This is a genomic window from Photobacterium sp. DNB22_13_2, assembly GCF_052873915.1.
The window spans coordinates 247,424-272,583 of sequence record NZ_JBNNXU010000006.1 but is presented as its reverse complement, the minus strand read 5'-3'; the positions used below and the strand labels follow the sequence as shown (position 1 = coordinate 272,583).

Below are 25,160 nucleotides of genomic sequence, written 5' to 3'. Positions count from 1 at the left end.
TTCGATATGACTAAAATGCAAAGTGCCACCTTAAGGTGGCACTTTTTATTTCAGAAGAGTAAAAGTGGCTGCTTAAATCAGTAATACTCCATGGCAGTAGCGACTGACGCGCCAAGATGTATTTGAGCTTTGTTTTTATGCAGCACAGCTTCAAGTGCAGCGAGTGTATGAAGAACGGCTTCTTGGCGGGCGTTATACCCCATCGTACCGATACGCCATATTTTGCCTTGAAGCGGGCCGAATGACGTCCCAATCTCAATGCCGAAACGAGTTAATAATTCTTGGCGAACTTTTTCACCATCAACCCTATTTGGAATATAGACACCAACGACATTGTTCATCTTGTAGTCTTGATCGCCAAATAGTTGTAAGCCCATAGCTTGCAGACCGGCAGCCATTGCGTTCCCCGCTTGCTTGTGGCGCGCAATGACATTGGCAGGACCTTGTTCTAGGTAGATTCTTGCACATTCTCTCGCAGCGTACAGCATTGAGGTGGCTTCAGTATGGTGGTTTAGCCTTTCTTCACCCCAGTAGTCGAGGATCATTGGCAAATCGAAGTAGTTAGATTGGATCATCGCTTCTTCACCATCAATATGGTGATTGTCGCGGATCCCTTTTTCTACATGTTTACGGCGATTGATCTGCTCGACAAATTTTGGGCTCAAGGTGAGTGGGGCACTACCCGATGGGCCACCCAAGCATTTTTGGAGACCGACGGAAACAGCATCAAGGTGCCAGTCGTCAACAAAGAGGTCATTACCGGCAACGGAAGCGGTTGCGTCACAATAAAAAAGCACATCATGGCGTCGACATATTTCGCCAATTTCAGCGAGTGGCTGGTTCATTGTCGTTGACGTATCGCCCTGAACGGTGGCCAGTAATTTAGGTTTGATCCGTTTGATGGCATCCTCTACTTGTTGAGGGTCACAGACCTTGCCCCATTCGACGTCAATGGTGGTGATCTCGGCACCGGTGCGCTGGGCTATTTCGCACAGTAAGTGGCCAAAGCGTCCAATAACAGGGATCAAAACTTTGTCGCCGGGCTGAAGAATAGACACCAATACAGCTTCAATACCGGCCCTTGCCGTACCATCAATGAGCAACGTTTCAGGGTTTTGGGTATGAAAGACTTGGCGGTATAGCTGCTGGGTTTGACGCATGTATTCCGTCATCACCGGATCATACTGACCGATGAGCTGGCTGGAAATCGCTTGATAGACACGAGGATAGGCGTTGATTGGACCTGGCCCCATCAACAAGCGCTGAGGTGGGTTGAGGGTTTCAAACAGTTCATTGTTAATCGTCATTGATTGCGGGCTCCTTGAACTTATTCTTCCGGCTTTGCTATGCGATAGTTGAAAGTATTGGTCAGTCGCATGACAGCGGCATTTAACCTGAGGATATATGGATTGATGCTATGAGATCATTGATATAAGTGGAAGAATTGTTTTTCTATAAAAAGTTTTGATAATCAATTTATGATTAAAAAAAAGAAGCGCAGGATAGGACCGACGCTTCCAAAGGCGATGTCACACGTAGTGTTTAGCAGTGGTAGAGATTTACAACGAAATATCTCGGTTACAGTCTTTGGAATAAATATAGCTAAGTGGCTCACCTCTCCCTGTTGCGTAGCAGGCTTGGGGAACGTAGGCGGCCATAAAGAGGTAATCGCCTTGCTTCACCGGGATCCAATTGTTGTCTAGGTTATAGACACCTTCACCGCTGAGAATATAAGCACCATGCTCTTGAACATGTGTCTCGATATAGCCATGGCAAGCTCCTGGCTCAAAAGTCAGTACATGAAAATTCATGTCGAACCCTAAATCTTTCGGAAGCAAGTCCTCGACAATGACATTCTCCATGCCTTCATAGTGGATTTTCTCTAGGTTATCGCGGTGGTTAACGATTAAGTGAGGCTGGTAACCTGCAATAGGTTGGTATTTTCGCTTATACAAGAAGGCCTGGCTATCTTCGCCTTGGTTGGCATTCTCGATGAATAGCAGTGCTCCCGGAGGACAGTAAATATAGCCACCTGCGGTGAGTGTATGACGTTGACCATCAGCTTCGACTGCGACTTGTCCGGAAATGACATAGAAAAAAGTTTCAATTTCTTCTCCACCAAATCCGCTACGATTGTTGCCGCCATCATGAAGGGTAACTAGATAATCAATAAAACTGGCACCTAGTTGTGGTGATGACAGGGTAGTCAGGTCGCAATTTTCAAAACCAGGTAGAATATTTTTAACTAACCCGTCTGGTGGAAGAATTGCAAAGTTGTTCTTTTTAATTACTGCGCGTGTTGCCAGTAAATCATTAATGTATCCAGTATTGTTGTTTAAGTATCCCATCTTGTACCTCGAATCTATCACCTAAAAAAGCGGGCCCGGAAGGAAGTTTTTTGGGCCCTATTACCAGAAGCTGTGTTGGTCAATAAATATTAACTAAATAAGAGACTAAAAGTGTGATCAAGGTAACTCAATTTCCACTTAAAGGTTTAATTGTATGCTGATGTCAGAATTAAATAAAAATGTTTTATAAAGAGGTAATTTACACATATAGGCTAGACATAAAATAGAGTCGTTAATATTTTATATATACAACGTTGAATATGATTTTAAGTATTTAGCATCCCGCAGGGTATATAATAAATAGGTGTATCATGAATAAAAAAAGAATTGTTATTGCGTTGGGCGGTAATGCCATGCTCAAACGTGGTGAAGTGTTATCGGCAGAAAATCAACAACGTAATATAGACAAGGCTGCCGTACTCATTAAGCAACTTGAGCAAGACTATGATGTCACCATAGTGCATGGCAACGGGCCGCAAGTTGGTTTACTGGCACTACAGAATTCGGCCTACAACGAAGTGCCGGTTTATCCGCTCGATAATTTAGTGGCTCAAACGCAAGGTATGCTGGGTTATATGCTCATGCATTCATTAACAGAACAAGGTATGAGTGATGTATCTTGCCTGTTAACCCGGGTTGAAGTGTCAGCATCCGACCCTGCTTTTTCTGATCCAACAAAATATATTGGGCCGGTATATTCGCCACAAGACCGGACTAAACTAGAAGAGCAATATGGATGGCAAATGAAACAAGATGGTCAATATATCCGTCGTGTGGTTGCTTCACCTAAACCGGTTCAAGTTATTGAAGCAAGCACAATTGTAAGCCTGCTGGACCAGGGTAAAACAGTTGTATGCTGTGGCGGCGGTGGAATGCCTGTGGTGCAACAGGAGGTTGGATATCGTGGTGTGGAAGCGGTGATAGATAAAGACTCAGTAGCAGCAATGCTTGCCGAGCAAATTGGCGCTGATTATTTGATGATCCTTACTGATGCTGATGCCGTTTATCAAGATTGGGGTACGCCTAACCAAAAAGCACTGAGGGATGTCACTGTTAGCCAGATGCGTCCTTTTGCAGCACCTGATGGCGCAATGGGACCGAAAGCAGAAGCCGTTATTCAATTTGTGGAGCGGACAGGGCAAATTGCTTTTATTGGTGCCTTGCAGGACGTAGAGCAAATTTTAGTGGGTGAAAAGGGGACATGTGTCAGACCGGCATGCACAGTTGTCCCCGAAGATGTCTTAGTGAGTTAGTTGATCGATATTTTTCAAGAACCCTTGGATTATGGGATCGTTATTTTTGAATAGATCTATAATCCATTGGGTCACTTCACCGGTTGAGTCTTGACGCCAACCAATAGAAAGTGGAGACGGAGTGCGGCTCCACTGCACTTCTTTCTCAATTAACACACCCTCATCAATCAAAGGTTTAGCGAGGTTTTTGGGCAGAAAACCAATACCGGCCCCGTTCTTGTGGCAGGCCACTTTTGTCGATAAGTCTGGTACTTTAATCTCTTTTTGCTCGCGCAGCAGCCAAGCCGTACGCTTGTTGATATGCTGCGAAGTATCCTCAATATTAATTGCAGGGTGATGCCTGAGCTGCGACTCTTTGAGTGGTACATTGAGTGCTGCCAGTGGGTGGTTAGGCGCCAGGGTAAAGCTCCAGCTCATTTTTCCGAGAGGACGTAACTTTACCGCATTATCAATAGTATCGAGCCCTGGAACACCGATTGCCAGGTGGTAGTCATTATTCAACAGGTCGTCCCATACCCCCATATATACCGCGCTAGAGATGTTGATTTGAGTAAAAGGGAAAGCCTCATGTAATGCCAGTGTGAGCTGGGAAACCGCATGTTCGTCAAAGAGTAGGTTATTTACCACGATATTAATAAACCGCTCAACGCCATCGGCAATTTGGCGCAGCTCATCTGGCATACTTTCCATCCAATCAAGCCACTTTTGACACTGTCCAAGTAAATGCTCACCAGCTTCAGTAAGGTGTACACTGCGTGTTGTACGAATGAACAACTGTGTATCGACAGCGTCCTCCAGTACCTTTATTCGATAGCTGATTGCAGCCGGCGTTTTATGTAATTCTTCAGCCGCTTTTGAAAAATTGGCATGCTCAGCAACCTTCATAAATGAGCGGATGGTTTCCCTGTCCAGCATAGGTATTCCTTGAATGAATAGTTAGGTCTGTTTTATAGATTAATACAGCAAGAAAAAAATTGATCGGGGTTCAATATTGATAAATACCTTAAAAAGATAAGTGTAATAAAATGATTTTTGATAATGAGTTATGATTTATATAAATAATATTTACAATATACATTTCTGATTTTTCATTAGTCAATAAAGATTGAACGATAATAAGGTCATTCTTTAAAAGATTATAACAATATTTTTGGTGTGATATTGCTCAATATTTTATATCTACTTCTGACTTAATCTCTAATTAAATACAGGGAAGCACAGTTAAAAAAATAGCTTTCTCATCGTTATTTATTTGGGGAAAAGGTGGTCGTACATGATCCAAGCATTTTTGAAAAAGGGTTGTTTTCAGGACTCAGTGAGTCTGATGTTGATATCAAGGCAATTAACTAATGGCGGTGATGTTGAAGAAGTGTCTGTAATGATGGGGACGCCTGCCAATAAGTCCTTGTTGGAGTCAACAGGCTTATGGCATCCACTGTTTAATGATGCGACGCCTAACGATATATGTGTCGCGATTAGGCCAACGACTGATAGCGGCGATGTATCAGAAGAAATCGCGCAGCAACTAAATGATGCCCTTGCGTCGGTTGCGCAGGCTTCTGCTGGAGGGCAACGACTTGATGTGGTTCGTCGTTGGCAAACCGCACTGGCAAAACAGCCAGAGGCCAATTTGGCTTTAATATCTGTGTCTGGAGATTATGCCGCCGATTTAGCTGATGAGGCATTAAATCATGATCTCAATGTGATGATGTTTTCAGACAATGTGTCCGTTGAATCGGAAGTTGCGCTGAAACAGAAAGCGGCTAAAAAAGGACTGCTGGTTATGGGGCCTGACTGTGGTACCGCTATGGTGGCGGGCTCTCCACTCGCTTTTGCTAACGTGTTACCAAAAGGGCCGATCAGCATTGTTGGCGCTTCAGGTACCGGTATTCAGGAACTTGCTTCGCAAGTTTGTTTAGCCGGCCAAGGGATCACGCATGCTATTGGTTTAGGCGGGCGTGACTTATCTGCTGACGTTGGCGGCGCAAGTGCATTGAGTGCACTGAATATGATGGAGAATGACCAAGAAACTGAAGTTGTCGCATTTGTCTCCAAGCCGCCAGCCCCTGAAGTTGAGCAAACCGTCATTCGTGCAATGAAAGGGATGAGCAAGCCAGTAGTCGCGCTATTTCTGGGGACTCGACAAGAAAAATCGCGAGACGGCAATGTCTTCTTTGCCAACAGCCTTGCTGAAGCCGGCAGGCTTGCAGCGATGTTAGCCAACGTCCGTCAATATGTTCCAGAGTGCAACCACACTGCCGGTAAAAACATTCTTGGTCTGTATACCGGTGGTACGCTGGCTGCTGAGGCGGCAATGCTTGCCGCAGAACAGCTAGGCCTTATAGTCGATGATGCCCACAACCAAGGTGTCATGCTTAATGATGGCGGTCACCTCATCATCGACCTCGGTGATGATCATTATACGGTTGGACGTCCTCACCCGATGATTGACCCAACTACCCGTACCTTAGAAATCGAGAAACGCGCTGTTGAAGAAAATGTTGGTGTTCTGCTGCTTGACGTTGTTATCGGTTATGGCGCAACAGCAGATCCAGCCGCAGCACTAGTCGACGCGGTTGAAAGCGTTAAATTCAAGAGACAAAGCCCACTGCATGTTATTGCGACAGTAACGGGTACTCAAGACGATCCTCAGCAACGCTCGAAGCAAATTGACACGCTAGTTGGTGCGGGAGTCGCCGTCGTCAATACCTTGGAAGAAGCGGTATTGCTGTCAGAGGCGTTAATTAAACAACAAGAAATAGAGACGGTTAAAGAGCGGCCTTCCCTTTTAGATGGGATCAAGGTGGTGAATGCGGGTCTACGTAGTTTTGCTGATGATTTGCAATCTTCGTCTACGCCAGTTGTGCATTATCAGTGGGCCCCGATCGCGGGTGGAAACTCAAAATTAGCCAGTCTTTTAAAGCAAATGCAATAGGGAAGCAAAGATATGTATTCATCAATTAATGAAGCCAATACCGCCGTTCTGGAAAAAGTGAAATCAGCACGTCCATTTTGGGTTGATGTCGCCTCTGCGGGTGAAGTTATCTCGTGGTTGGCTGAAGGTAAGCATTTACTGCATGCCGGCCCGCAGATCCAATGGGAAGAAATGACCGGTCCGATGCAAGGCGCCTGTGTCAGTGCTTGCTTGTATGAAGGTTGGGCAACAACAGATACAGAAGCTATGGCTATGCTTGCGAGCGGTGAGGTTAAATTCAGTCCTTGTCATCACCATAATGCCGTCGGTCCTATGGGCGGGATTACATCTGCAAACATGCCAGTGATTGTGGTTGAAAATAAAGCAGATGGTAACTTTGCTTACTGCAATATGAATGAAGGTATCGGTAAAGTCATGCGCTTTGGCGCTTACGGTGATGAGGTTCAGCAACGCCTGCACTGGATGCGTGAAGAGTTGATGCCGGTACTCAAGGACACGCTGAAACAGACTGATGGTGGGGTTGATTTAGGGGCTATTATGGCTCAAGGCATTACCATGGGGGATGAATTTCACCAGCGTAATATCGCTACCTCCTCATTGCTATTGAGAACGCTTGCGCCAAGCATTGCCGCTGTCGATATCAGTCAGGATGTATTGAAGAGGGTATTTGACTTCCTCAGTATTACGGATCAATTTTTCCTCAATTTGGCAATGGCATTTTGTAAGTGTGCAATGGATGCTGGTGCGACGGTTAAGGCTGGCTCTATTGTTACTGCAATGACACGTAATGGTAAGGACTTTGGTATTCGAGTCAGTGGACTAGGCGACCAATGGTTTACCGCACCAGTCAACACACCTGAAGGCTTGTATTTCACCGGTTACTCGCAAGATCAGGCAAATACGGATGTTGGTGATAGTGCCATTACTGAAACTTACGGCGTCGGTGGCGCTGCGATGGTTGCTGCACCTGGCGTTACACGCTTTGTCGGTGTTGGCGGCGTTGATGTTGCGTTGGATGTTTCAGAAGAAATGTCTGAGATCTTTGTCGAGCAAAACTCTTTGCTACAAATTCCTTCTTGGAATTTCCAGGGTGCATGCTTGGGACTCGACGTCCGACCTGTGGTTGAAACAGGGATTACACCTGTTATCAATACAGGTATTGCCCACAAGGAAGCCGGTATTGGGCAAATTGGGGCCGGAACGGTAAGGGCACCATTAGCATGTTTTGAAAAAGCCTTAGAAGCCTTGGCTCAAGAGATGGGCTTTGAGGCCAAATAAGTTACATGGAGGCGGCCTTGTGGCTGCCTTGATCAAGCCGGGGGATATGATGGTAAAAGAAGCGCTAGCTTACAGTTTATCTGCGCCGTCTAAGTTAGGTGAGTTACGTTTTGCTGGTAGTGGCAGCAAGGCGATTAATTTTCTGACTGAAGATAACAAGGTACTGACCCTTCATCGCAGCGATGCGGGGATGAGCCCCTCTGGCTGGTCAGTTTCAACCCAAGTGTTTAATCAGCTCAGTACATTAGTGCCGGAGACTCGCGACATACGTTTGGTTAGTCATGGCATGATAGTTAACGATTTACATCTGCGAAAGGGTGTAAATGGAGTGTGGCTAAAAGCGCAAGGTGCATCGTCTATTTCCTTGGAGGCGTTGACTACTTTCCTGAGTAAACAAGAAAAGGATACGGGGTTATATGGTTCATTGTCGGAAATTATAAAAGACGAAGACAAGGCACATTTTTATCCAATATTGACTCAACTTTACCAATGGTTTGAAGAGCAAACACCATGCTGGAAAGGTATTGTTGGGGCTGGGCCAGGATTAACACCCAGCCATGATGATATGTTGGTTGGTATGTTGGCTTGTGCTTATAGCCAATCCGATTTGAAAGAAAGAGCGCATAAATTATTGCCTTTATCTCTTGATTTAGGATATTGGACAACATCAGTGAGTGCTGGGTATTTAGAACAAGCAAGAAACGGCTATTTTTCAGTTGCATTACTAGATTTAATAAACACCAGTCCAGAAAAGTTTAGTTATTATGCTTCTCGATTTTTAGATCATGGCCACTATTCTGGTGCCGATACATTATTGGGCATGTGGTTGTTCTTAAAATTACAAAAAATCATAAACACTATATAAAACCTTTTAATTATAAATTCTAGATAAACAGAAAAAATCATTAAGTTTAATCGAGTGTTTATAGATCACAAAACAATATATTTCTTCAGCTAATATAGATTTATAGAAAAATGAAATAAACCTATTAGCCCGTGAAATAAAATATTTATCATGGAGTACATTATGAATCTTTCAAGTGAGCAGCTTCATCAGTTAATTAAAAATAAAATTAAACAAGCCGGTTTATCTGATGAACATGCTGATACTGTTGCAGATGTCCTTGTTTTTGCAGATGAGCGTGGCGTGCATTCTCATGGTGCTGTTCGGGTGGAGTATTATTCGGAGCGAATATCGAAGGGAGGAATAAACGCGAACCCTCAATTCACTTACGAAGAAACAGGCCCCTGTAGTGCACTTTTCGATGGTGATAATGGTGCTGGCCATGTCATTGCAAAGAAAGCAATGGATAAGGCAATAGAGATGGCAAAGTCGAAAGGTGTCGCGGTTATTGGCGTAAAGCGTATGAGCCATAGCGGTGCATTAGGCTACTTTACCAAATATGCTGCTGAGCAGGGTCTTGTGGCAATTTCTATGTGTCAGTCAGACCCTATGGTTGTCCCTTTCGGTGGCAGTGAAGTTTACTATGGCACTAACCCCATAGCTTTTTCAGCGCCTGGCCCTGATGGTAAGACAATTAACTTTGATATGGCGACCACAATACAGGCTTGGGGTAAGGTGCTGGATGCACGATCTCGTAACCAATTAATTCCTGATACCTGGGCGGTAGATAGCACAGGGAAACCGACTTCTGATCCTCATGCTGTACGAGCACTATTACCTATTGCCGGACCTAAGGGCTACGGTCTGATGATGATGGTTGATATTCTTTCTGGTGTGATGCTGGGTCTGCCTTTCGGTAAAAATGTCAGTTCAATGTATGATGATTTAGCAGAAGGGCGTGACTTAGGTCAGTTACATATTGTGATTAACCCTGAATTTTTCACAACAAAGGACTATTTCATTGATTCAATCTCTCAAACAATGAAAGAGTTGGGAGAGATAAGACCAGCGCCTGGCTTTGATAAGGTATTATATCCGGGGCAAAATAGTGACTTAATTGAAGCAAACTCAAAGAAAAATGGAATAAATATTATCGACGATGTTTATGAGTACTTGCGTTCGGATAAAATATACATCAACTCCTATGATCATAAATCTGCGTTTAATGGATAAGCAGATAAAATAAAAACAATAACAGATTTTATTAATCACCTGTACCAATATTAACATCCTATCGTAAATACATATTTTGAAACAAAATAAGGAATGAAAAGATGGATCTATTAAAAACAAAGGTAGAAGAAACGTCGAAAAAAATCACTCAATACGGTTATCAAGAAGGGGCGGGTATGACGCGTCTACTATACACCGAAGAGTGGTTATCGGCACAGAATACTTTCTTAGAGTTGTTTGAAAAAAGTGGTTTCCAAGCTTACTCAGATGATGTAGGTAATATTTATGGTCGCTTGGAAGGCACTGAGTTTCCTGATCAAGTTATTATGTCAGGCTCGCATATCGACACCGTAGTGAATGGCGGTAATCTCGATGGTCAGTTCGGTATCGAGGCGGCATTCATTGCCATGCAATACTTAAAAGATAAGCATGGTTCACCAAAGCGTTCGCTGGAAGTTGTTTCTTTAGCTGAAGAAGAAGGCAGCCGATTCCCTTATGTTTTCTGGGGAAGTAAAAACATTGTTGGTATAGCTGATAATGAAGCGGTGAAAGATCTGAGTGACAACAAGGGTGTTAACTTTGTTGATGCAATGAAAAAGTGCGGTTTTGACTTTGGAACAGAACGTACAGTAAGAAAAGATATTAAAGCCTTTGTTGAACTGCATATCGAACAAGGCAAAGTGCTAGAAACCGAAGGAAAACAACTTGGTGTCGTGACCAGTATTGCCGGCCAGCGTCGCTATAACATTACTTTGAAAGGAGAAGCCAATCATGCGGGAACGACCCCGATGGGATATCGCAAAGATACGGTTTATGCTTTTAGTAAAATTTGTAGCCAATCAATTGATAAAGCAAAAGCTGAAGGTGATCCGCTGGTATTGACCTTTGGTAAGGTGAACCCTAAACCTAATACTGTCAACGTTGTTCCGGGTCATATACTGTTTAGCATGGATTGCCGTCATACTGATAAAGAAAAACTGCTCAGTTTCAGTGATCAAACGATTGAGGATATGAAGCAAATCTGTACTGAGATGGACATTGAAATTGATGTTGATCTGTTTATGGACGAAGAGCCAATTCCGATGGATCCAACCTTGGTTGATCTTATCGATACTACGTTTGAGTCTCAAGATAAAAACTATATGCGAATGCATAGTGGTGCAGGACATGATGCGCAAATTTTTGCACCTCGTGTTCCGACAGGGATGATCTTTATTCCAAGCATTGCAGGTATTAGCCACAACCCTGCAGAAAAAACCAATCTTGATGATCTTACCGTTGGTGTTGAAGCATTGATTAATGTGCTTTATGAGCTAGCTTACAAATAATAAGCGGAAATTAATATGGAAATTAATAATCAGTCCGGTGTTGAATACTGGAAAAAACTTGTCGTAATACTTTGTTTTGGTTGGGTGGCAATTTGGATTTATCGTACAGTTCTTACACCTATTTATCCTGAAATTCAGTCAGCCCTTGGCGATATAAGTGATACACAGATAGGTCTTATTGCTACATTTTATTTTGCTGCATATTGTGGTGGTCAAATTCCTGCCTCTATTGTTGTTGAAAAAATGGGACAGAAACTAACCCTTTTATGTGGTTTTAGCTTATTTACTGTCGGTACACTGGTTATTGCCAATGCGCCCTCAATCAACATGGTATATGCAGGTTCATTACTGTCCGGATTAGGTTGTGCTTCTTTCTTTTGCTCGGCTTACTCATTGTCTGGTGAGTATGTACCACCAGAGCGCCGTGCGTTTGCATCAGCAATTGTGAATAGTGGTTCAGCTGTGGGTATGGGGATCGGCCTTATTGGATCCAGTGTTCTTGTGAAGAACATGGGGATGGCATGGAATAATGTGCTCTACATTTCCGCGGCTGTCATCTTCGTAATGCTTGTGGTATTTGCGGTAATGATTAAACCACATAAAAAAGCACAAGCTTCGGTCGAGACCCAAAAAGAAGATTCAGCTTCAGTTGAGACTGATAAACCAGACTCCTCTTTACTGAGCCCGGAACTGATTGCGGTATATTTCCTATATTTCTGCACTTGTTATGGTTACTACATGATAGTGACTTGGCTACCGAGTTACTTGCAGACAGAACGCGGATTTGAAGGCGCTGCAATTGGTGGTGCGTCTGCTTTGGTTGCGATGGTTGCGGTTCCTGGTGCGCTGTATTTTAGCTCATTAGCTGATAAGTTTAAGTCACAAATGATTAAGCTGGTTGTGGCGCTGGAGATAGCGGGTGGCTTAATGTTGGCCTTTACCGTTTTATCGCCGAATACAACGGCGTTGATGATCAGCCTTATTGTTTACGGATTTTTAGGCAAGATGGCCCTTGATCCAATCTTGATCTCTTATGTTACTGAGCGTGCACCGAAAATAAGAATGGCAAGGGCATTGGCTATTTTTAACTTATCAGGGATGTCATCATCAATTATTGCGCCACCATTGACAGGCTTTATCTCAGATATAACAGGCTCTAAAGCCATTGGCTTCTATCTTTCTGCGGGATTGTTGGTTGCTGGGGCATTATTCTTCATTATTATTAACTTGAGAGCTAGTACTAAGCCAGAAGTGCAAACAGCCTAATCTTAACCCCAAGCATAACTGAAAAAGCCAGCTAACACTGTTAGTTGGCTTTTTTTGTGTCTTATTTATTTTTTAGATTTAATCAGTATGGAGTGATTATAATTTTTTCTTTAAATAGATAATCTGGTTTTTAATTATTGAATATTTGAATAAGGATCTCATTATGCAAACTATAAAAGCAGATTAAATAATAATGCTGTGATCAACAAAATAATAAAAATATTGTTTTTTGTGTGGTTTCTTTCGAGTACAAATATAATACCTCACTGTATAGTTTTCCAGACAAAATGAATTGCTATCCAATAATAAGGGAAACACCATGAGTGATATAACAAAGGAATTAATCGATGAATATCGATCTCGGGGGTATAACAGTGATTTATTACCTAAGCCGACGGAAAAGAGAACATGGCGAGCATTAAATTATTTCACGCTATGGCAGGGCTCGGTGCATAACGTACCTAATTACGTCGCTGTTGGCGGTTTTTTTATGCTCGGCCTTAGTACTGCCGGGATCATGGCTGCAATTCTGTTAAGCGGTGTTGTCATTGCGCTGGCAATGATTTTGAATGGTGCGCCTGGATCGAAATATGGTGTCCCTTTCTCTATGCTCCTTCGGGCTTCATATGGGGTTAAAGGCGCACTGTTTCCTGGCGTCTTACGTGGTGGTATCGCCGCCATTATGTGGTTTGGTTTACAAAACTACGCGGGCTCAATCGCTTTACTGATTATTATTGCCAAAATTTGGCCTGAGTTTCTGGCTATTGGCGGTGATTGGTCTTTGTTGGGTATTTCAGCACCCGGCTTGATAGCTTTTTTGGTGTTCTGGGCCATTAACATGGTGATTGGCTTAGGTGGAGGGGCAATCCTCAATCGCTTCACAGCAATCCTCAACCCGTGTATTTATCTGGTCTTCGGGGGCATGGCAATCTGGGCGGTTTCCTTGGTAGGTTTTGAGAGTATTCTTGCCTATGTTCCGGCTAAGGTTCAGCAGAGTGATGCAGGTTTTTTCGAATTTTTAATTGTTATCAATGCGATTGTAGCTGTGTGGGCTGCTCCAGCGGTGAGTGCGTCTGATTTTACTCAGAATGCTCGTAGCTTCCGTGACCAAGCAACGGGTCAGCTTGGTGGCCTAATGTTAGCTTACCTGTTGTTTGCTGTTTCTAGTGTGTGCGTACTGGCCGGTGCCAGTATTCATTTTGAAATGGATACATGGAATGTCCTCGATATTATCGCCAAGTGGGACAGCTTATTTTTGGTCATGTTTGCCGGTACTGTTGTTTTGATGACCACTATATCAACCAATGCAACGGGTAATATTATTCCTGCCGGTTATCAGCTTGTCGCCGTTTTCCCTCGCCTTACTTATCGTCAAGGGGTAATGATTGCTGGGGTGATTAGCGTGATTATCTGTCCATGGAAATTGATGGAAAGCCAGGAAAGTATTTTCCTATTCTTGAATACTATTGGTGGCATTCTTGGCCCGGTGATTGGAGTCATGATTGCTCACTACTTCATCATCATGAAGCAGAAAATAAAACTGGATTCTCTGTACGTTTCTGAAGATAGCTTTAATTACTACAAAAATGGCGTCAACCTCATCGCGTTCTACGCCACAATCTTTGCCTGCATACTCTCCTTAGGGGGCCAGTATATTCCGTCGTTAAGTGCTTTAAATAGTGTGTCTTGGTTCACCGGCGTTATTGTTGCCTTTGTGACCTATGTTGGCCTGATGAAACTTGATGAAAAACGTAATCCAGATCTTTACCTTTCGTTCCGATAATCCGAAGTATTTATTTCAAAATAGTTTAAATTAAACCAATAAAATGGAGTGAAACATGTCCTACGATAAAATTATTAAAAACGGTACCGTTATTCTAGAAAATGAAGCGATTGAAACAGATGTCGCAATAAAAGACGGTATGATTGCCGCGATTGGCAGTAATTTGGGAGTGGCATCTGAGTATATTGATGCCACTGGCTTAATCGTGGCACCAGGCATGGTTGATGGTCATGTTCATATCACCGATCCTGGCGGCCCTCGCAGTGAGTGGGAGGGTTATGAAACGGCAACGAAGGCAGCAGCAAAAGGTGGTGTTACTACCTGTGTTGAAATGCCATTGAATCAGGTACCGGCCACTATTGACCGTGAAACATTGCATATTAAGTATGAAGCAGGTAAGGGTAGACTGACGGTTGATGTTGCCTCGTTAGGTGGCCTTGTACCGCATAATATTGATCGCTTGGATGAGTTGGCCGAAGAAGGCGTGGTTGGCTATAAATGCTTTGTATCGACTTGCGGTAATCCAGATCCGACGTCGGGTGATTTTTGCAACGTAAACAATTATCAGCTCTATGAAGGTATGACCGAGCTAGCTCGTTTAGGCAAGATATTACTAATGCATGCTGAAAATGCAGAAATCTGTGATGGTTTAGGTAAGAAAGCGGTGGCAGAAGGGCGTCATACCGCCAAAGACTACATCGCCTCCCGTCCAGTTTTTACAGAAGTTGAAGCTGTTCGCCGGGCTATTTATCTGGCGAAGGAAACCGGTTGTAAGCTCCACCTTTGTCATTTGAGTAGCCCTGAAGCGATCGAGGAAGTCACCAAGGCTCGTAATGAAGGCCAAGATGTGACCTGTGAATCTTGTGGCCATTACTTTGCTCTTGATGATAATCAGTTTGAAGATATCGGGACCAAGGCCAAGTGCTCTCCTCCAATCCGTGACAAGGATAACCAAGAGCGTATGTGGGCTAAGTTGCTAAACGGTGAGATTGATTTCATTACATCCGATCACTCGCCTTGTACGCCAGACTTAAAAGAAGGCGGCATCTTCGATGCGTGGGGTGGTATTTCTTCATTGCAGAATAGTGTTGATATTATGTTTGATGAAGGGGTACAAAAGCGCGGTATGGCATTGACTCAGTTTGCTAAGCTAATGGCCACTAACCCTGCAGATCTATTTGGTTTAGAGCAGAAAGGGCGAATTGCGATAGGTAAAGATGCAGACATCGTCATGATCAAACCGAATTCATCCTATGTACTAACCGCAGACGATCTGGAATACCGTAATAAATTTAGTGCTTATGAAGGCCGTAATATTGGTGCGCAAGTTGCCAAGACACTGCTTAGAGGTCAAGTTATCTATGATCTTGATATTGGTGTTGTTAACCCATTCCAAGGTGACTTTGTTACAGTGTAAGCGATTGTTGAAAGAGTCATAATCAAAGGGCAGCCATAGGCTGCCTTTTTTATTGGTTCGCGATAAGTGGATGTTACAAACGTGGAATAAACTAGAGTGAGAGAGCCGGGTCGATAAAAAGGCAAGAGAGAGAATTCTCTACAAGGTAGATATGGGACCTTACCTATCAAGCATTCACATTTACAAACTATGTTTATATAAGGTTTTTATCAACGGTTGTGGGAACAACGTTAATACTATATTTGAGTATTGATTTTTCCACTATGCGTTGTTGATATAAAATGAACGATAGAATGATAATTAACTTTAGAAGGGCTACTTAAATGTTAATTTTGGGAGCTGCTTTTATTGTTAATATCCATAGAAGTAGGCGATATTAACAGTATAAATAAGAAATAGTAAAGCCAGCAAATAAGGATTTTCTGGCTTTCATTATTAGAGCTGATTTATAGTTATTAACTACTTATGCTTGTACGTATTCTGCTGTTTTCTCGTCGTTGTAGACGTCTCGGTCGAACTCTCCGAGTTTGTCAGAAACCAGCATGGCAATCATGACATCAACGGTATTGTTCAGTAGTGTTCTGAACATACCAGAGAACCAGTCAATACCGATAAGAATAGCGACACTTTCTAATGGTAGCCCCATCGAGCTGGCCAAGAAGGTATATACGATAATCATGCCACCGGGTACGACAATGGTGCCCATACACATCAACACAGATAGCAGGATAGCCATCCCCATCTGGAAGGGCTCGAGCACAATACCTGTGGCCTGGCTCATGAAGAATATAGCCAAGACGTAGCACATTACAGCACCATTGGCATTCATCGACATGGTTATTGGCCCTGTAAAGTCAGCTACTTTTCGGCTTACGCCAAATTTTGTCACTGAATCTTCCATTTTTGTTGGAAGGCAAATCGCTGAAGAAGTCGTTGTCATTGACATTATGGACAGCTTGGCAAATTTCTTCGGCATTTTAAAAGGATTTACTTTCGTTAGCATGGCTGTCATAGGGCCATACATTAGCAATAGAATAATATCGCCGATTGCCAGAGCGCCTAAGAACTTAAGCATAGGGATAATAACTTTAAAGCCGATAGCACCTGAAACATTGGCTAATAAGCAAAAAATACCAATCGGAGCCAACTTCATTACCATCTTGATGATATTCATGATGACGGCATTAAAACTGACGATAAATTCAGTAATAACTTTATTACCTGTAGTGCGAGAATATGAACCCATTGCAAGCCCAAAAATGACGGCAAAGACAATACAAGGTATCATTGCGCCACTGGACATGGAGTCAACTATATTGGTTGAAAAGAAGCCAAGGATTGTATCTTTTATGGATGTGTCGGGAGTTGCTACTGCAGCTGCTGCGCCTTCAATAATTATACCTTCTCCGGGCTTAATCGTTAGGGCGAGGAATAATCCGACAAAGGCCGAAACAATAGTCATTGAAACGATCCATTTGAATGTATGTAGGCTCATTTTTCCTGCGCCTTTGCTGTCAACGTTTCCTATAGCTGCGGATACTGCTGTCATTACCAGTAATACAACAGACATCTGGATTAATCGGATGAAAATATCGCCGATGAATTTTATATTTTCAGCCCAAGGGCCAACAAATGCTCCGAAGGCGATCCCTCCTGCAGTCGCAATAAGTATCTGATTGGTTAGTGATATTGATAGTTTGGGCTTGGGGTTATTCTCAGCCATACTAATTGACATATTTGTTCCCTCATTTCAGTTTCATTCCTGATATTTAGGTCTACAAATGCTATAGATCACAATAATAGTGAAAAGCATTACAACTGTGCCTGACCTCTTCTATATCGACTCATACATCTTATTTTTATTACGTATCTGGCTGTGATACAGAATAGGGAAAATTTGATAGCTTTTATTTGATGGTGATTCGATAAAAGTGAAATGTTAAATTGTTTTATGAAAAGGAGGGGGATCGTTAGAAATGTTTAAATGTTATTGAAATGAGTGCTTACGGTTTTTTTCTTCCATCTTTTTGTCTGTGAGAATGTCAAAAAGATGGAAGAATAATATCAGCTTATATAGCTCATTAATACTCTGGCAAATCAAAGTTTTCTGAAATTTTGACAATTTCATTGTCCGAACAATGGGCAATATCTTCCATTACTTCACGTGTGAGGTGAGGACAGAATAACTCGATGAAATCCAGCATGTATTTTTGCAGGAACAGGTTTCGGCTGTAGCACAGCCATGCATCACAAGCAGGAATAATATCGTTCAACGGGATGCTGACCAGATTTTCATCCACCACATCTTGGGCGGCAACTTGGGCTATAATGCCAATGCCGTAACCGAGATTCACATATTTCTTAATCACTTCGACGTCCATCACCGTCATGAAGTAATACGGAGTGATCCCTTTTTCTTGGAAGGCTTTGTCTTGTGAAGAGCGTCCAGTTGACCCCGGCTCGTAGCTGATCAGCGGATAAGCCCCAATTTTCTCGATTGAGATATCGCTGTCATTAGCCAGTGGGTGATTTTTGGGTACGATCAGGCTCAGGTTCCATTTATAGGCCGGCAGTACAATGATGTCTTTTTCACGCTCGACATTTTGCGCCAGTATCGAGAAGTCAGATTGGCCACGTTTTAAGATATGGCCATATTTGTCGAGCTGCGAAGTACCAATGTGGAATTTGATTTTTGGGTAGCGCTTAACGAACCGTTCTACTGCTTCAGGAATGAGGTAGCGGGCAATGGTGTTGGTGGTGTAAATATTCAAAAAGCCTTCTTCTGGCTTGATGTGATCGCGAACAATTGTTTTGATACGGCTCTCTTTTTCAAGCATGTCGATTGCTTCATCGATGATCTGCTTGCCGATTGGGGTAACCGTACTGATGGATTTGCCTTTGCGCTCAAAAATTTTGACGCCCAATTCTGACTCAAGCAACCTGATCTGCTTGCTCACGCCTGGCTGGGTCGTGAAGAGGGAATTGGCAGCAACCGAGATATTTAGGTTGTTGTCTATTACCGCCTTGAGGTAACGCAGTTGCTGTAATTTCATTGCTCTCTCATCATATTCGCAATATTTTCATACCTTTGATTGTGCCTTAAGTAACAAATTTTTCATATAACAAATGGTGATATTATATTCACTTTCCTTTTGGTGATAAGGAAGGGTTTCTGAGGAATGCCTCTACTTTGAATTATACTGCAAGGGTCTAATTCTCTAGGGCACGGATCATTTCAAAGCGGCGAAGTCCTTGGATCACTCGATCTTCTGCTAATACGGTGAGGTTGCGAATGATAGCATTGGTGATCACCAGCGGTGGGCTGACAGACTTCGTTCCCTTAGTTTCCCCGCGATAGATTCTCAGCAGCAACACATCTTGCGGCACACTCAATGAGCTGAGATCGCTGATCCCTATCACTTGAAGCTGCAAGTTGCGCGCGATTTTGATCAGCTTTTCTGTCATTTCGTTCATGGTGTTATTGAAAAGTAAGATCAACACATCTTCAGGTTTGGAGGCGGTCAGGCATTCAGCCAGTTTTGACCGCCCTAAAGAAACGGTTTCTGCATCAATGCCAGACCGGTTTAGCCTGCGAGAGAAGTGCTCAGCCAACCCTTCGGTATTATCTTGGCCGTTGATGAAGACTTTGTTGGCCGAGAGGATCAACTGGCTTGCTTCATCCAGATCTGGCTGGGAGACCGAGCTGGCAATTAATCTGAGGTGTTCAATCTCCTGACTGATCGTCGATTGCAGTACCGAGCCTTCCATTTGTGACAAGGTATGCTGATGGCGGTCACTGGCATCGGCAGACTGATTGGCAAATTTGATCAGGTATTGTTTTAGTTCAGGATGACCGCGAAAGCCGAGTTTTTGTGCCAGCCTCACCAAGGTCGAAGGATGTACCTCAATAGCATGAGCAATGTCTTTGCCGCTATGAACGGCATGGTCGGTATTGGCGAGGTAGTAGTCGACGACTTTGACTTCTGATTTGGTCAGTTTACCTTCAACACCAGTGATCAATTGTTGAATGGCACCACGAAATTTGGCTTGGTAGCTGATTTGTTTATCGTTCATTTTCTTATGTGCAATAGCGAAAGTAACCTCAATATAGGGATGAAAAATGACTGTTAAATGTCAAATTGCAGAATTCATGTAATTGCAATTTTGATTGCAAAGTATGAAAAACCTATATAAACAATCTATTATGGTTGTTCTGCAACGATTGCAGCGTTCTCTTCAATGAATAGACGAATTACTGAAACGGTAGTGTCATTTTTCCGGCCTAGCATGCTCCGCAGTCCTTCAGATAAAAATGGAATGAATCATGAAACTGCGCCTTTCAGCTTTGGCTCTCTCGCTCGTTGCAGCAGGAGCGATGGCAAAACCGGTACACGTCGAGCTTTGGCATAACCAATCGGGTGATGCCGAGGTTGTATTGCAAAATATCATTAACGACTTTAACACTGAGTACAGCGGTGTTGAGGTCAAGGCTACATACAACGGTAGCTACGCCGATATCATTACTAAGCTACAGGCGTCCATCCCAGCCCGTCGCAACCCTGAAATGGCAGTATTGGAAGTGACGCAGTATGGTGTTTTCGCCGAAGCCGGTGTGCTGAATGACCTCAATGCTTACTATCAGGCCAACGCTGAATTTACCGAAGAGCTTCAGCCATTTGCGCTGGAAATCGGTAATTACAAAGACGGTAACTACGTTATGCCGTTTAACTCTTCAACGCCGCTGATGTACGTAAATAAAGCGCTGCTGGAAAAATCCGGTTATGAAAGCGTACCAGCGATGACGTCATTCGATGAAATTCTTGAGGTCGCTAAGAAGGTACAAAATGAATTGGGTGCAGACAACGTTTACGGTATTAATACCCCAAGCCAGTTCACCCGTTTTGGTTTGGTGATGCAAAATGGTGGTGATTGGGTAGATGCGGCAACCAACAAGTCGGGCCTCGCTGATGAGGCAACGATCGAAGCCTTCCAATGGATGGGGGATCTTTACCACAAGCACCGTGTTGCTTCGGCAGAAAGTGTGACTGACGAAAAAATCGTTAAGCAGCACTTCAGTGCGGGCCGTGTCGCTATTCATTTTGATAGCACCGGTAACCTAGGCGATTACAAGCGTATTCTTGGCGACGACCTTGTTGTATTGCCTATGCCGTGTACGGTTGAGTGTCGCGTGCCTATCGGTGGTGCTGGTGTCGGGATGATGGCTAATATCACCGATGAGAAAAAAGCCGCCTCATGGCAGTTTATGCAATACCTCGCTTCAGCTAATCCTAGTGCAAAATGGTTTCAGCACACGGGCTATATGCCAGTGAACAAGACTGCGTTGGAAGTGGATTCGTCAAAAGACTTGTTAGCTGATAATCCTGATTTCGGTGCGGCGATGGAACAGTTGCCGGTTGCTCAAGGTCGTGCCCGTCCGCCTGCAATGGCCTGGATCCGTGCGCAAGAGCAAGGTATCTGGGAATCGATTGCACTTGGTCAGCAAGATGCGGATAAGGCCCTGAAAGCTTTCAACCGCCGTGTTGAATCCCGCCTTTAATTTCTCAACTGGCGGGAGCAATCCCGCCTATTAAGCATGATCATGAAAAGATATACGCCGTATTTTTTTGTTTTACCTTGCCTACTGTTAATAGGTGTATTTACGTATTGGCCGATTGTCTCGTCCTTTATTTATAGCTTCCATAGCTGGAATTTTCTGAGCAGCGACATGCCTTTTGTCGGCCTGGAAAACTACCGTTACCTGCTGGAAGGCGAAGAGTTTCGTAACTCGCTATACATCACCTTGATATTTGTCGTGATCTCGGTGCCGGTTAGACTGGCCCTCGCGTTGTTGTTGGCCAATTTTCTGGTGAACGAAACCAAGTTGGTTCGCTTCCTACGCGGGGCGTACTTCTTGCCATCGGTCACTTCAACCGTTGCGATTTCGGTTATTTGGAGCTGGATTTTTGCTACCGATTTCGGCCTGATAAATAGCATTCTAAGTACCTTTGGTATGGAAAAAGTTACCTGGTTGCAATCGCCGATGCTCGCGCTTTGGGTAGTCATCATCGTTAATACCTGGAAGCAACTGGGCTATGACATGGTGATTTATGTCGCTGGTCTTCAGGCAATTCCCAATGAACTGTATGAAGCATCTCAGGTTGATGGCGGTAAGAAGTGGCATGTCTTTCGCCGGGTGACATTCCCGTTGGTGATGCCAACGACTTATTTCCTGCTGATTATCTCTGTGGTGGAGTCGTTCCAAATTTTCACCATTGTCAATGTGATGACCAACGGCGGACCGGCGTTTGCGACAGATATGTTGGTGAACCTTCTCTACCGTACCGGTTTCGTTCTGTTTGATATTGGTCAAGGCTCTGCGCTGGCAGTGATTTTATTTGTGATTTTACTGGTATTGGCCGTCGTGAAATCGAAGTTGATTGGTAAAAAGGTGCACTATGAAGGCAGCTAAAGTAATTCAGCTTGCGCCCAAGAAAACCCGTTGGTCGCTGTCGATGGTCATACTGACCGCCATGGCATTAATGTTTTTATTCCCGATTGGGTATGGTGTATTTCTCTCGTTCATTCCGTTTGATAACTACGCATCGGGGCAAATAGGCTTTTCATTGGAAAATTATGTCTATGCCTTTACCCAGATGAACTTCCCTTTGTATCTGCTCAACACAGCCATTGTGTCGGTAGCGGTCACGGTATTGAGCCTGACGGTATCGGTTTGTGCAGCATATGCCTTTAGCCGTATTGAGTTCAAAGGCCGGGAGCTGTTGTTCTGGCTAGTCGTGGCAACCTTGATGGTGCCGGGGCATATCAGCTTGATCCCGAACTACCTCAATATGGCAAAAGTGGGCTTGCTCGATAGTTACTGGACATTGATTTTGCCATCAATTGCCAGCGGCTTTGTGACCTTCTTCCTGCGCCAGTATTTCAAGGGTATCCCCAAAGCGATGGATGAAGCAGCATGGATTGATGGTGCCAATCACCTGCAGGTGCTGTGGAAAGTGATTGTACCAATGGCACGTCCTGCTATTGCCGCCATGGCGCTGTTTACCTTCCTTGGTGAATGGAACTCCTATATCTGGCCATTGATTGCCACCGACAGTGAGGAAGTGCGGACACTTCAGATTGCCCTGTCCCGTTTATACGCCAGTGCCGCCGATGATGGCATGGTGAACTGGCCGCTGGTTATGGCTGGCGCAACGTTAACCATGTTGCCGACATTGCTGTGCTTTAAATTAGTAGAAAAACACTTGGTCCGTGGTATTGCCATGGGTGCGTTAAAGTAAGAGATGAAAATGATGAAATCACAAATTGCTTCACACCGAGGCGGAACACTTGTTTGGGGTGAAAATAGCCGCCGTGCTTTCGAAAACACCCTGAATCTTCCGGTCGAGTTGGTAGAGTTTGATGTTCACCCAACCAAAGATGGATTTATTGTTGTCCATCATGATGCAACGCTCGATCGCACGACAGATATGACCGGCCCGGTGAATGCCAAAACTTGGCAAGAGCTATCACAAGGTAGTGTGAACTATTCCGGTGGCGAGCGAATAATGACACTGGAAGAGTTGTGCGAGCTATACCAAGGCAGCGACATTATTCTACGGTTGGAAATCAAAGCTGATGTATACAAGATACCGTATCCGGGTGTGGTCGATAAAGTGCTGGCGATCCTCAAGCAAGCAGGTATGTTCGAACAAACCATTATCTCGTCGTTTAACTGCGAAGTGTTGGCTGAGCTTGCTGAAAAAGCCCCAGAACTTTTTACCATTTGGCTCATGCAAAGAAATATGCCACGCCTGTTGGGCTCTGAGTTTATGATTAGCCTTGCCCAGTCGATGCAGATTAATGAAATCTCGGTCCATGTGACCCAGTTGGACAAAGAGTCTAAACACCAAGTATTGGCGAACGGGCTGAAATACGGGTGCTACGGTGCCCATACCGCTGAGCTGATCCAAACGGCACTTGATTACGGTGTGCACGCCTTCACCACTGACCGCCCTGATTTGGCTATTAAACTACGCGACGCCTTCATGTTGGAGAATGCATCATGACCGCTATATCACTACAGCACATAGATAAGACCTATCAGGAAGGCAATCAAGTTGTCTTTGACGTCAATATGAATATTGAGAGCGGTGAGTTTATTGTGATCGTTGGCCCATCAGGCTGCGGTAAATCGACCTTGCTGCGAATGCTTGCTGGCCTAGAAGAGATCACCGCAGGCGATCTGATCATCAACGATCAGCGCATGAATGATGTTCTGCCGCAGGATCGTGATCTGGCCTTTGTGTTCCAGAACTATGCCCTTTATCCCCACCTGAGTGTACGCGATAACATCGCCTTTAGTTTGGAGTTGCGTGGTGTTGATAAGAAAACACGTCACCAGCGGGCAGAAGAGGTAGCGAAAACGCTGCGATTGGAAGATTACTTGGACAAAAAGCCTGGTCAGTTATCTGGTGGCCAGCGCCAGCGTGTTGCAATGGGGCGGGCGATAGCCCGTGATGCAGGTATCTACCTGATGGACGAGCCGCTGTCTAACTTGGATGCCGAGTTACGTAATTCGATGCGTGCGCAGATCAAACAGCTGCACCGTAAATTGGGGAACACCACGGTCTATGTGACCCACGATCAAATCGAAGCCCTCACTCTGGCCGATAAGATTGCCGTGATGAAAGGCGGTGTCCTACAGCAATTTGCCAGCCCGGAAGAGATCTATGACAACCCCGCCAATGTGTTTGTTGCTTCATTTATCGGTGCGCCACCGACCAATATCCTGCCATTATCGATTCAAACTGGCCAAGCACGCCTGATGGACGATGTTGCAGGATGGACATTGCGAGATAACACTTTGGTATCAGGTCACTATTTACTGGGTATTCGTCCTGACAAGATGGCGATTTTAGATGCCAGTTACGCCAAAGATATTCGATGGCAGGCTGATGTTGAACTGGTGGAGACAACAGGTAGTGACCGCATCATTCATTGCCGTTGTGAAGGGCATAAATTCTTACTTTGTGTCGATCGCCACTATCGTATCGAAGAAGGTGAAACCATTGATGTTGGTTTTAACGTGGCCGATGCCTTGATATTTGATGGTAAGAGTGAAGAGCGAATTTATACCACACTTAATCAAGCAGAGCGGGCGGCGTAGAAGGAGTTCGTCGCCGCCCTCATCTTGAAGCTCACAGGTTTGTGAGCCATGAAATGGCTGCCTTGTGCAGCCATTTCTTATTTTTTATTTAGTGGCTTCTTGAGATCACCCAAGTTGCCTGGCAATCGCCGCAGCAGACCTTAGCATCGCTGATGCTCTTGTTGATGATCTGGGTATTCTCAGAGTCACACTCTGGGCAATGGGTTCGGGTTGGCGGGCAATTAAGCTCAACACAATGATTCTGATTGTCCTTAGCTTTAACCATTGGTTGTTTGCAATCTGGGCACAACATGAATAACACTCCTTATA

The 25,160-nt window shown here is 44.1% G+C and carries 21 protein-coding genes; 14 read left to right on the top strand and 7 right to left on the bottom strand.

The window, feature by feature from the left end; all coding sequences use genetic code 11:
• Positions 1-77 precede the first annotated feature (77 nt).
• Both ACVA58_RS11780 and allE read right to left on the bottom strand, forming a co-directional pair.
• The gene (locus tag ACVA58_RS11780; RefSeq protein ID WP_446510637.1) at positions 78-1,307 is read right to left on the bottom strand and encodes a pyridoxal-phosphate-dependent aminotransferase family protein; all 1,230 of its coding nucleotides are present in this window, start codon (positions 1,305-1,307) and stop codon (positions 78-80) included.
• 252 nt (positions 1,308-1,559) lie between these two features.
• Positions 1,560-2,348, bottom strand: a complete 789-nt coding sequence (gene allE, locus ACVA58_RS11775; RefSeq protein WP_446510636.1) for a (S)-ureidoglycine aminohydrolase — start codon at positions 2,346-2,348, stop codon at positions 1,560-1,562.
• Positions 2,349-2,659: 311 nt separating this feature from the next.
• Here allE and ACVA58_RS11770 point away from each other — a divergent pair, with 311 nt between their 5' ends.
• Positions 2,660-3,601: a carbamate kinase gene (locus ACVA58_RS11770; RefSeq protein ID WP_446510635.1), complete on the top strand. Its 942-nt coding sequence runs from the start codon at positions 2,660-2,662 to the stop codon at positions 3,599-3,601.
• On the opposite strand, the gene allS is transcribed toward ACVA58_RS11770, so the two are convergent.
• A complete protein-coding gene (allS, locus tag ACVA58_RS11765) occupies positions 3,590-4,516 on the bottom strand; it encodes an HTH-type transcriptional activator AllS (RefSeq protein ID WP_446510634.1) in 927 nt (308 codons plus the stop codon). The two genes, ACVA58_RS11770 and allS, sit on opposite strands and share 12 nt — an antisense overlap.
• Positions 4,517-4,874: 358 nt before the next feature.
• Between allS and fdrA the strand changes: the two genes are divergently transcribed.
• The 8 genes from fdrA (at position 4,875) to allB (ending at position 15,685) form a co-directional block, all read left to right on the top strand.
• The gene (fdrA, locus tag ACVA58_RS11760) at positions 4,875-6,536 is read left to right on the top strand and encodes an acyl-CoA synthetase FdrA (RefSeq protein ID WP_446510633.1); all 1,662 of its coding nucleotides are present in this window, start codon (positions 4,875-4,877) and stop codon (positions 6,534-6,536) included.
• A gap of 12 nt (positions 6,537-6,548) precedes the next feature.
• A complete protein-coding gene (locus ACVA58_RS11755; RefSeq protein WP_446510632.1) occupies positions 6,549-7,814 on the top strand; it encodes a DUF1116 domain-containing protein in 1,266 nt (421 codons plus the stop codon).
• A 19-nt stretch (positions 7,815-7,833) separates the two neighbouring features.
• A complete protein-coding gene (locus ACVA58_RS11750; RefSeq protein WP_446510631.1) occupies positions 7,834-8,679 on the top strand; it encodes a DUF2877 domain-containing protein in 846 nt (281 codons plus the stop codon).
• Between the two features lie 162 nt (positions 8,680-8,841).
• On the top strand, positions 8,842-9,891 hold the full coding sequence (gene allD, locus ACVA58_RS11745) for an ureidoglycolate dehydrogenase (RefSeq protein WP_446510630.1): 1,050 nt from the start codon (positions 8,842-8,844) through the stop codon (positions 9,889-9,891).
• Between the two features lie 101 nt (positions 9,892-9,992).
• Positions 9,993-11,219: an allantoate deiminase gene (gene allC / locus ACVA58_RS11740; RefSeq protein ID WP_446510629.1), complete on the top strand. Its 1,227-nt coding sequence runs from the start codon at positions 9,993-9,995 to the stop codon at positions 11,217-11,219.
• A 15-nt stretch (positions 11,220-11,234) separates the two neighbouring features.
• The gene (locus ACVA58_RS11735) at positions 11,235-12,485 is read left to right on the top strand and encodes an MFS transporter (RefSeq protein ID WP_446510628.1); all 1,251 of its coding nucleotides are present in this window, start codon (positions 11,235-11,237) and stop codon (positions 12,483-12,485) included.
• A 319-nt stretch (positions 12,486-12,804) separates the two neighbouring features.
• The gene (locus ACVA58_RS11730; RefSeq protein WP_446510627.1) at positions 12,805-14,268 is read left to right on the top strand and encodes an allantoin transporter; all 1,464 of its coding nucleotides are present in this window, start codon (positions 12,805-12,807) and stop codon (positions 14,266-14,268) included.
• 55 nt (positions 14,269-14,323) lie between these two features.
• Entirely contained in the window at positions 14,324-15,685 is a 1,362-nt protein-coding gene (allB, locus tag ACVA58_RS11725) for an allantoinase AllB (RefSeq protein WP_446510626.1), read from the top strand.
• 463 nt (positions 15,686-16,148) lie between these two features.
• Here the strand turns inward: allB and ACVA58_RS11720 are convergent, their stop codons facing one another.
• The 3 genes from ACVA58_RS11720 to ACVA58_RS11710 all read right to left on the bottom strand — a co-directional run bounded on the left by ACVA58_RS11720 (position 16,149) and on the right by ACVA58_RS11710 (position 19,759).
• Positions 16,149-17,420 carry a dicarboxylate/amino acid:cation symporter gene (locus tag ACVA58_RS11720; protein WP_446510625.1) on the bottom strand — a complete coding sequence of 424 codons (1,272 nt, stop codon included), beginning with the start codon at positions 17,418-17,420 and terminating at the stop codon, positions 16,149-16,151.
• A gap of 346 nt (positions 17,421-17,766) precedes the next feature.
• The gene (locus ACVA58_RS11715; protein WP_446510624.1) at positions 17,767-18,738 is read right to left on the bottom strand and encodes a LysR substrate-binding domain-containing protein; all 972 of its coding nucleotides are present in this window, start codon (positions 18,736-18,738) and stop codon (positions 17,767-17,769) included.
• Between the two features lie 157 nt (positions 18,739-18,895).
• On the bottom strand, positions 18,896-19,759 hold the full coding sequence (locus ACVA58_RS11710) for a MurR/RpiR family transcriptional regulator (RefSeq protein ID WP_446510623.1): 864 nt from the start codon (positions 19,757-19,759) through the stop codon (positions 18,896-18,898).
• Positions 19,760-20,009: 250 nt separating this feature from the next.
• Between ACVA58_RS11710 and ACVA58_RS11705 the strand changes: the two genes are divergently transcribed.
• The 5 genes from ACVA58_RS11705 to ACVA58_RS11685 are packed head-to-tail and all read left to right on the top strand — an operon-like array spanning position 20,010 to position 24,851.
• A complete protein-coding gene (locus tag ACVA58_RS11705; protein ID WP_446510622.1) occupies positions 20,010-21,242 on the top strand; it encodes an ABC transporter substrate-binding protein in 1,233 nt (410 codons plus the stop codon).
• 42 nt (positions 21,243-21,284) lie between these two features.
• Entirely contained in the window at positions 21,285-22,154 is an 870-nt protein-coding gene (locus tag ACVA58_RS11700; RefSeq protein ID WP_446510621.1) for a carbohydrate ABC transporter permease, read from the top strand.
• The gene (locus ACVA58_RS11695) at positions 22,141-22,983 is read left to right on the top strand and encodes a carbohydrate ABC transporter permease (RefSeq protein WP_446510620.1); all 843 of its coding nucleotides are present in this window, start codon (positions 22,141-22,143) and stop codon (positions 22,981-22,983) included. Before ACVA58_RS11700 ends, ACVA58_RS11695 begins: the two co-directional genes overlap by 14 nt.
• 9 nt (positions 22,984-22,992) lie before the next feature.
• Positions 22,993-23,751: a glycerophosphodiester phosphodiesterase gene (locus tag ACVA58_RS11690; protein WP_446510619.1), complete on the top strand. Its 759-nt coding sequence runs from the start codon at positions 22,993-22,995 to the stop codon at positions 23,749-23,751.
• A complete protein-coding gene (locus ACVA58_RS11685) occupies positions 23,748-24,851 on the top strand; it encodes an ABC transporter ATP-binding protein (RefSeq protein WP_446510618.1) in 1,104 nt (367 codons plus the stop codon). Before ACVA58_RS11690 ends, ACVA58_RS11685 begins: the two co-directional genes overlap by 4 nt.
• Positions 24,852-24,939: 88 nt before the next feature.
• Here ACVA58_RS11685 and ACVA58_RS11680 read toward each other — a convergent pair whose 3' ends face one another.
• Positions 24,940-25,143, bottom strand: a complete 204-nt coding sequence (locus ACVA58_RS11680) for a hypothetical protein (RefSeq protein ID WP_446510617.1) — start codon at positions 25,141-25,143, stop codon at positions 24,940-24,942.
• Positions 25,144-25,160 lie beyond the last annotated feature (17 nt).

What these genes read in the sequence shown, in the direction of transcription:
- fdrA (WP_446510633.1), top strand. Translation starts at nt 4,875, where the DNA reads ATGATCCAAGCATTTTTGAAAAAGGGTTGTTTTCAGGACTCAGTGAGT.
- ACVA58_RS11705 (WP_446510622.1), top strand. Translation starts at nt 20,010, where the DNA reads ATGAAACTGCGCCTTTCAGCTTTGGCTCTCTCGCTCGTTGCAGCAGGA.
- ACVA58_RS11770 (WP_446510635.1), top strand. Translation starts at nt 2,660, where the DNA reads ATGAATAAAAAAAGAATTGTTATTGCGTTGGGCGGTAATGCCATGCTC.
- ACVA58_RS11690 (WP_446510619.1), top strand. Translation starts at nt 22,993, where the DNA reads ATGATGAAATCACAAATTGCTTCACACCGAGGCGGAACACTTGTTTGG.
- allD (WP_446510630.1), top strand. Translation starts at nt 8,842, where the DNA reads ATGAATCTTTCAAGTGAGCAGCTTCATCAGTTAATTAAAAATAAAATT.
- ACVA58_RS11755 (WP_446510632.1), top strand. Translation starts at nt 6,549, where the DNA reads ATGTATTCATCAATTAATGAAGCCAATACCGCCGTTCTGGAAAAAGTG.
- allE (WP_446510636.1), bottom strand. Translation starts at nt 2,348, where the DNA reads ATGGGATACTTAAACAACAATACTGGATACATTAATGATTTACTGGCA.
- ACVA58_RS11680 (WP_446510617.1), bottom strand. Translation starts at nt 25,143, where the DNA reads ATGTTGTGCCCAGATTGCAAACAACCAATGGTTAAAGCTAAGGACAAT.
- ACVA58_RS11780 (WP_446510637.1), bottom strand. Translation starts at nt 1,307, where the DNA reads ATGACGATTAACAATGAACTGTTTGAAACCCTCAACCCACCTCAGCGC.
- ACVA58_RS11715 (WP_446510624.1), bottom strand. Translation starts at nt 18,738, where the DNA reads ATGAAATTACAGCAACTGCGTTACCTCAAGGCGGTAATAGACAACAAC.
- allB (WP_446510626.1), top strand. Translation starts at nt 14,324, where the DNA reads ATGTCCTACGATAAAATTATTAAAAACGGTACCGTTATTCTAGAAAAT.
- ACVA58_RS11710 (WP_446510623.1), bottom strand. Translation starts at nt 19,759, where the DNA reads ATGAACGATAAACAAATCAGCTACCAAGCCAAATTTCGTGGTGCCATT.
- allS (WP_446510634.1), bottom strand. Translation starts at nt 4,516, where the DNA reads ATGCTGGACAGGGAAACCATCCGCTCATTTATGAAGGTTGCTGAGCAT.
- ACVA58_RS11685 (WP_446510618.1), top strand. Translation starts at nt 23,748, where the DNA reads ATGACCGCTATATCACTACAGCACATAGATAAGACCTATCAGGAAGGC.
- ACVA58_RS11695 (WP_446510620.1), top strand. Translation starts at nt 22,141, where the DNA reads ATGAAGGCAGCTAAAGTAATTCAGCTTGCGCCCAAGAAAACCCGTTGG.
- ACVA58_RS11735 (WP_446510628.1), top strand. Translation starts at nt 11,235, where the DNA reads ATGGAAATTAATAATCAGTCCGGTGTTGAATACTGGAAAAAACTTGTC.
- ACVA58_RS11700 (WP_446510621.1), top strand. Translation starts at nt 21,285, where the DNA reads ATGAAAAGATATACGCCGTATTTTTTTGTTTTACCTTGCCTACTGTTA.
- allC (WP_446510629.1), top strand. Translation starts at nt 9,993, where the DNA reads ATGGATCTATTAAAAACAAAGGTAGAAGAAACGTCGAAAAAAATCACT.
- ACVA58_RS11730 (WP_446510627.1), top strand. Translation starts at nt 12,805, where the DNA reads ATGAGTGATATAACAAAGGAATTAATCGATGAATATCGATCTCGGGGG.
- ACVA58_RS11720 (WP_446510625.1), bottom strand. Translation starts at nt 17,420, where the DNA reads ATGTCAATTAGTATGGCTGAGAATAACCCCAAGCCCAAACTATCAATA.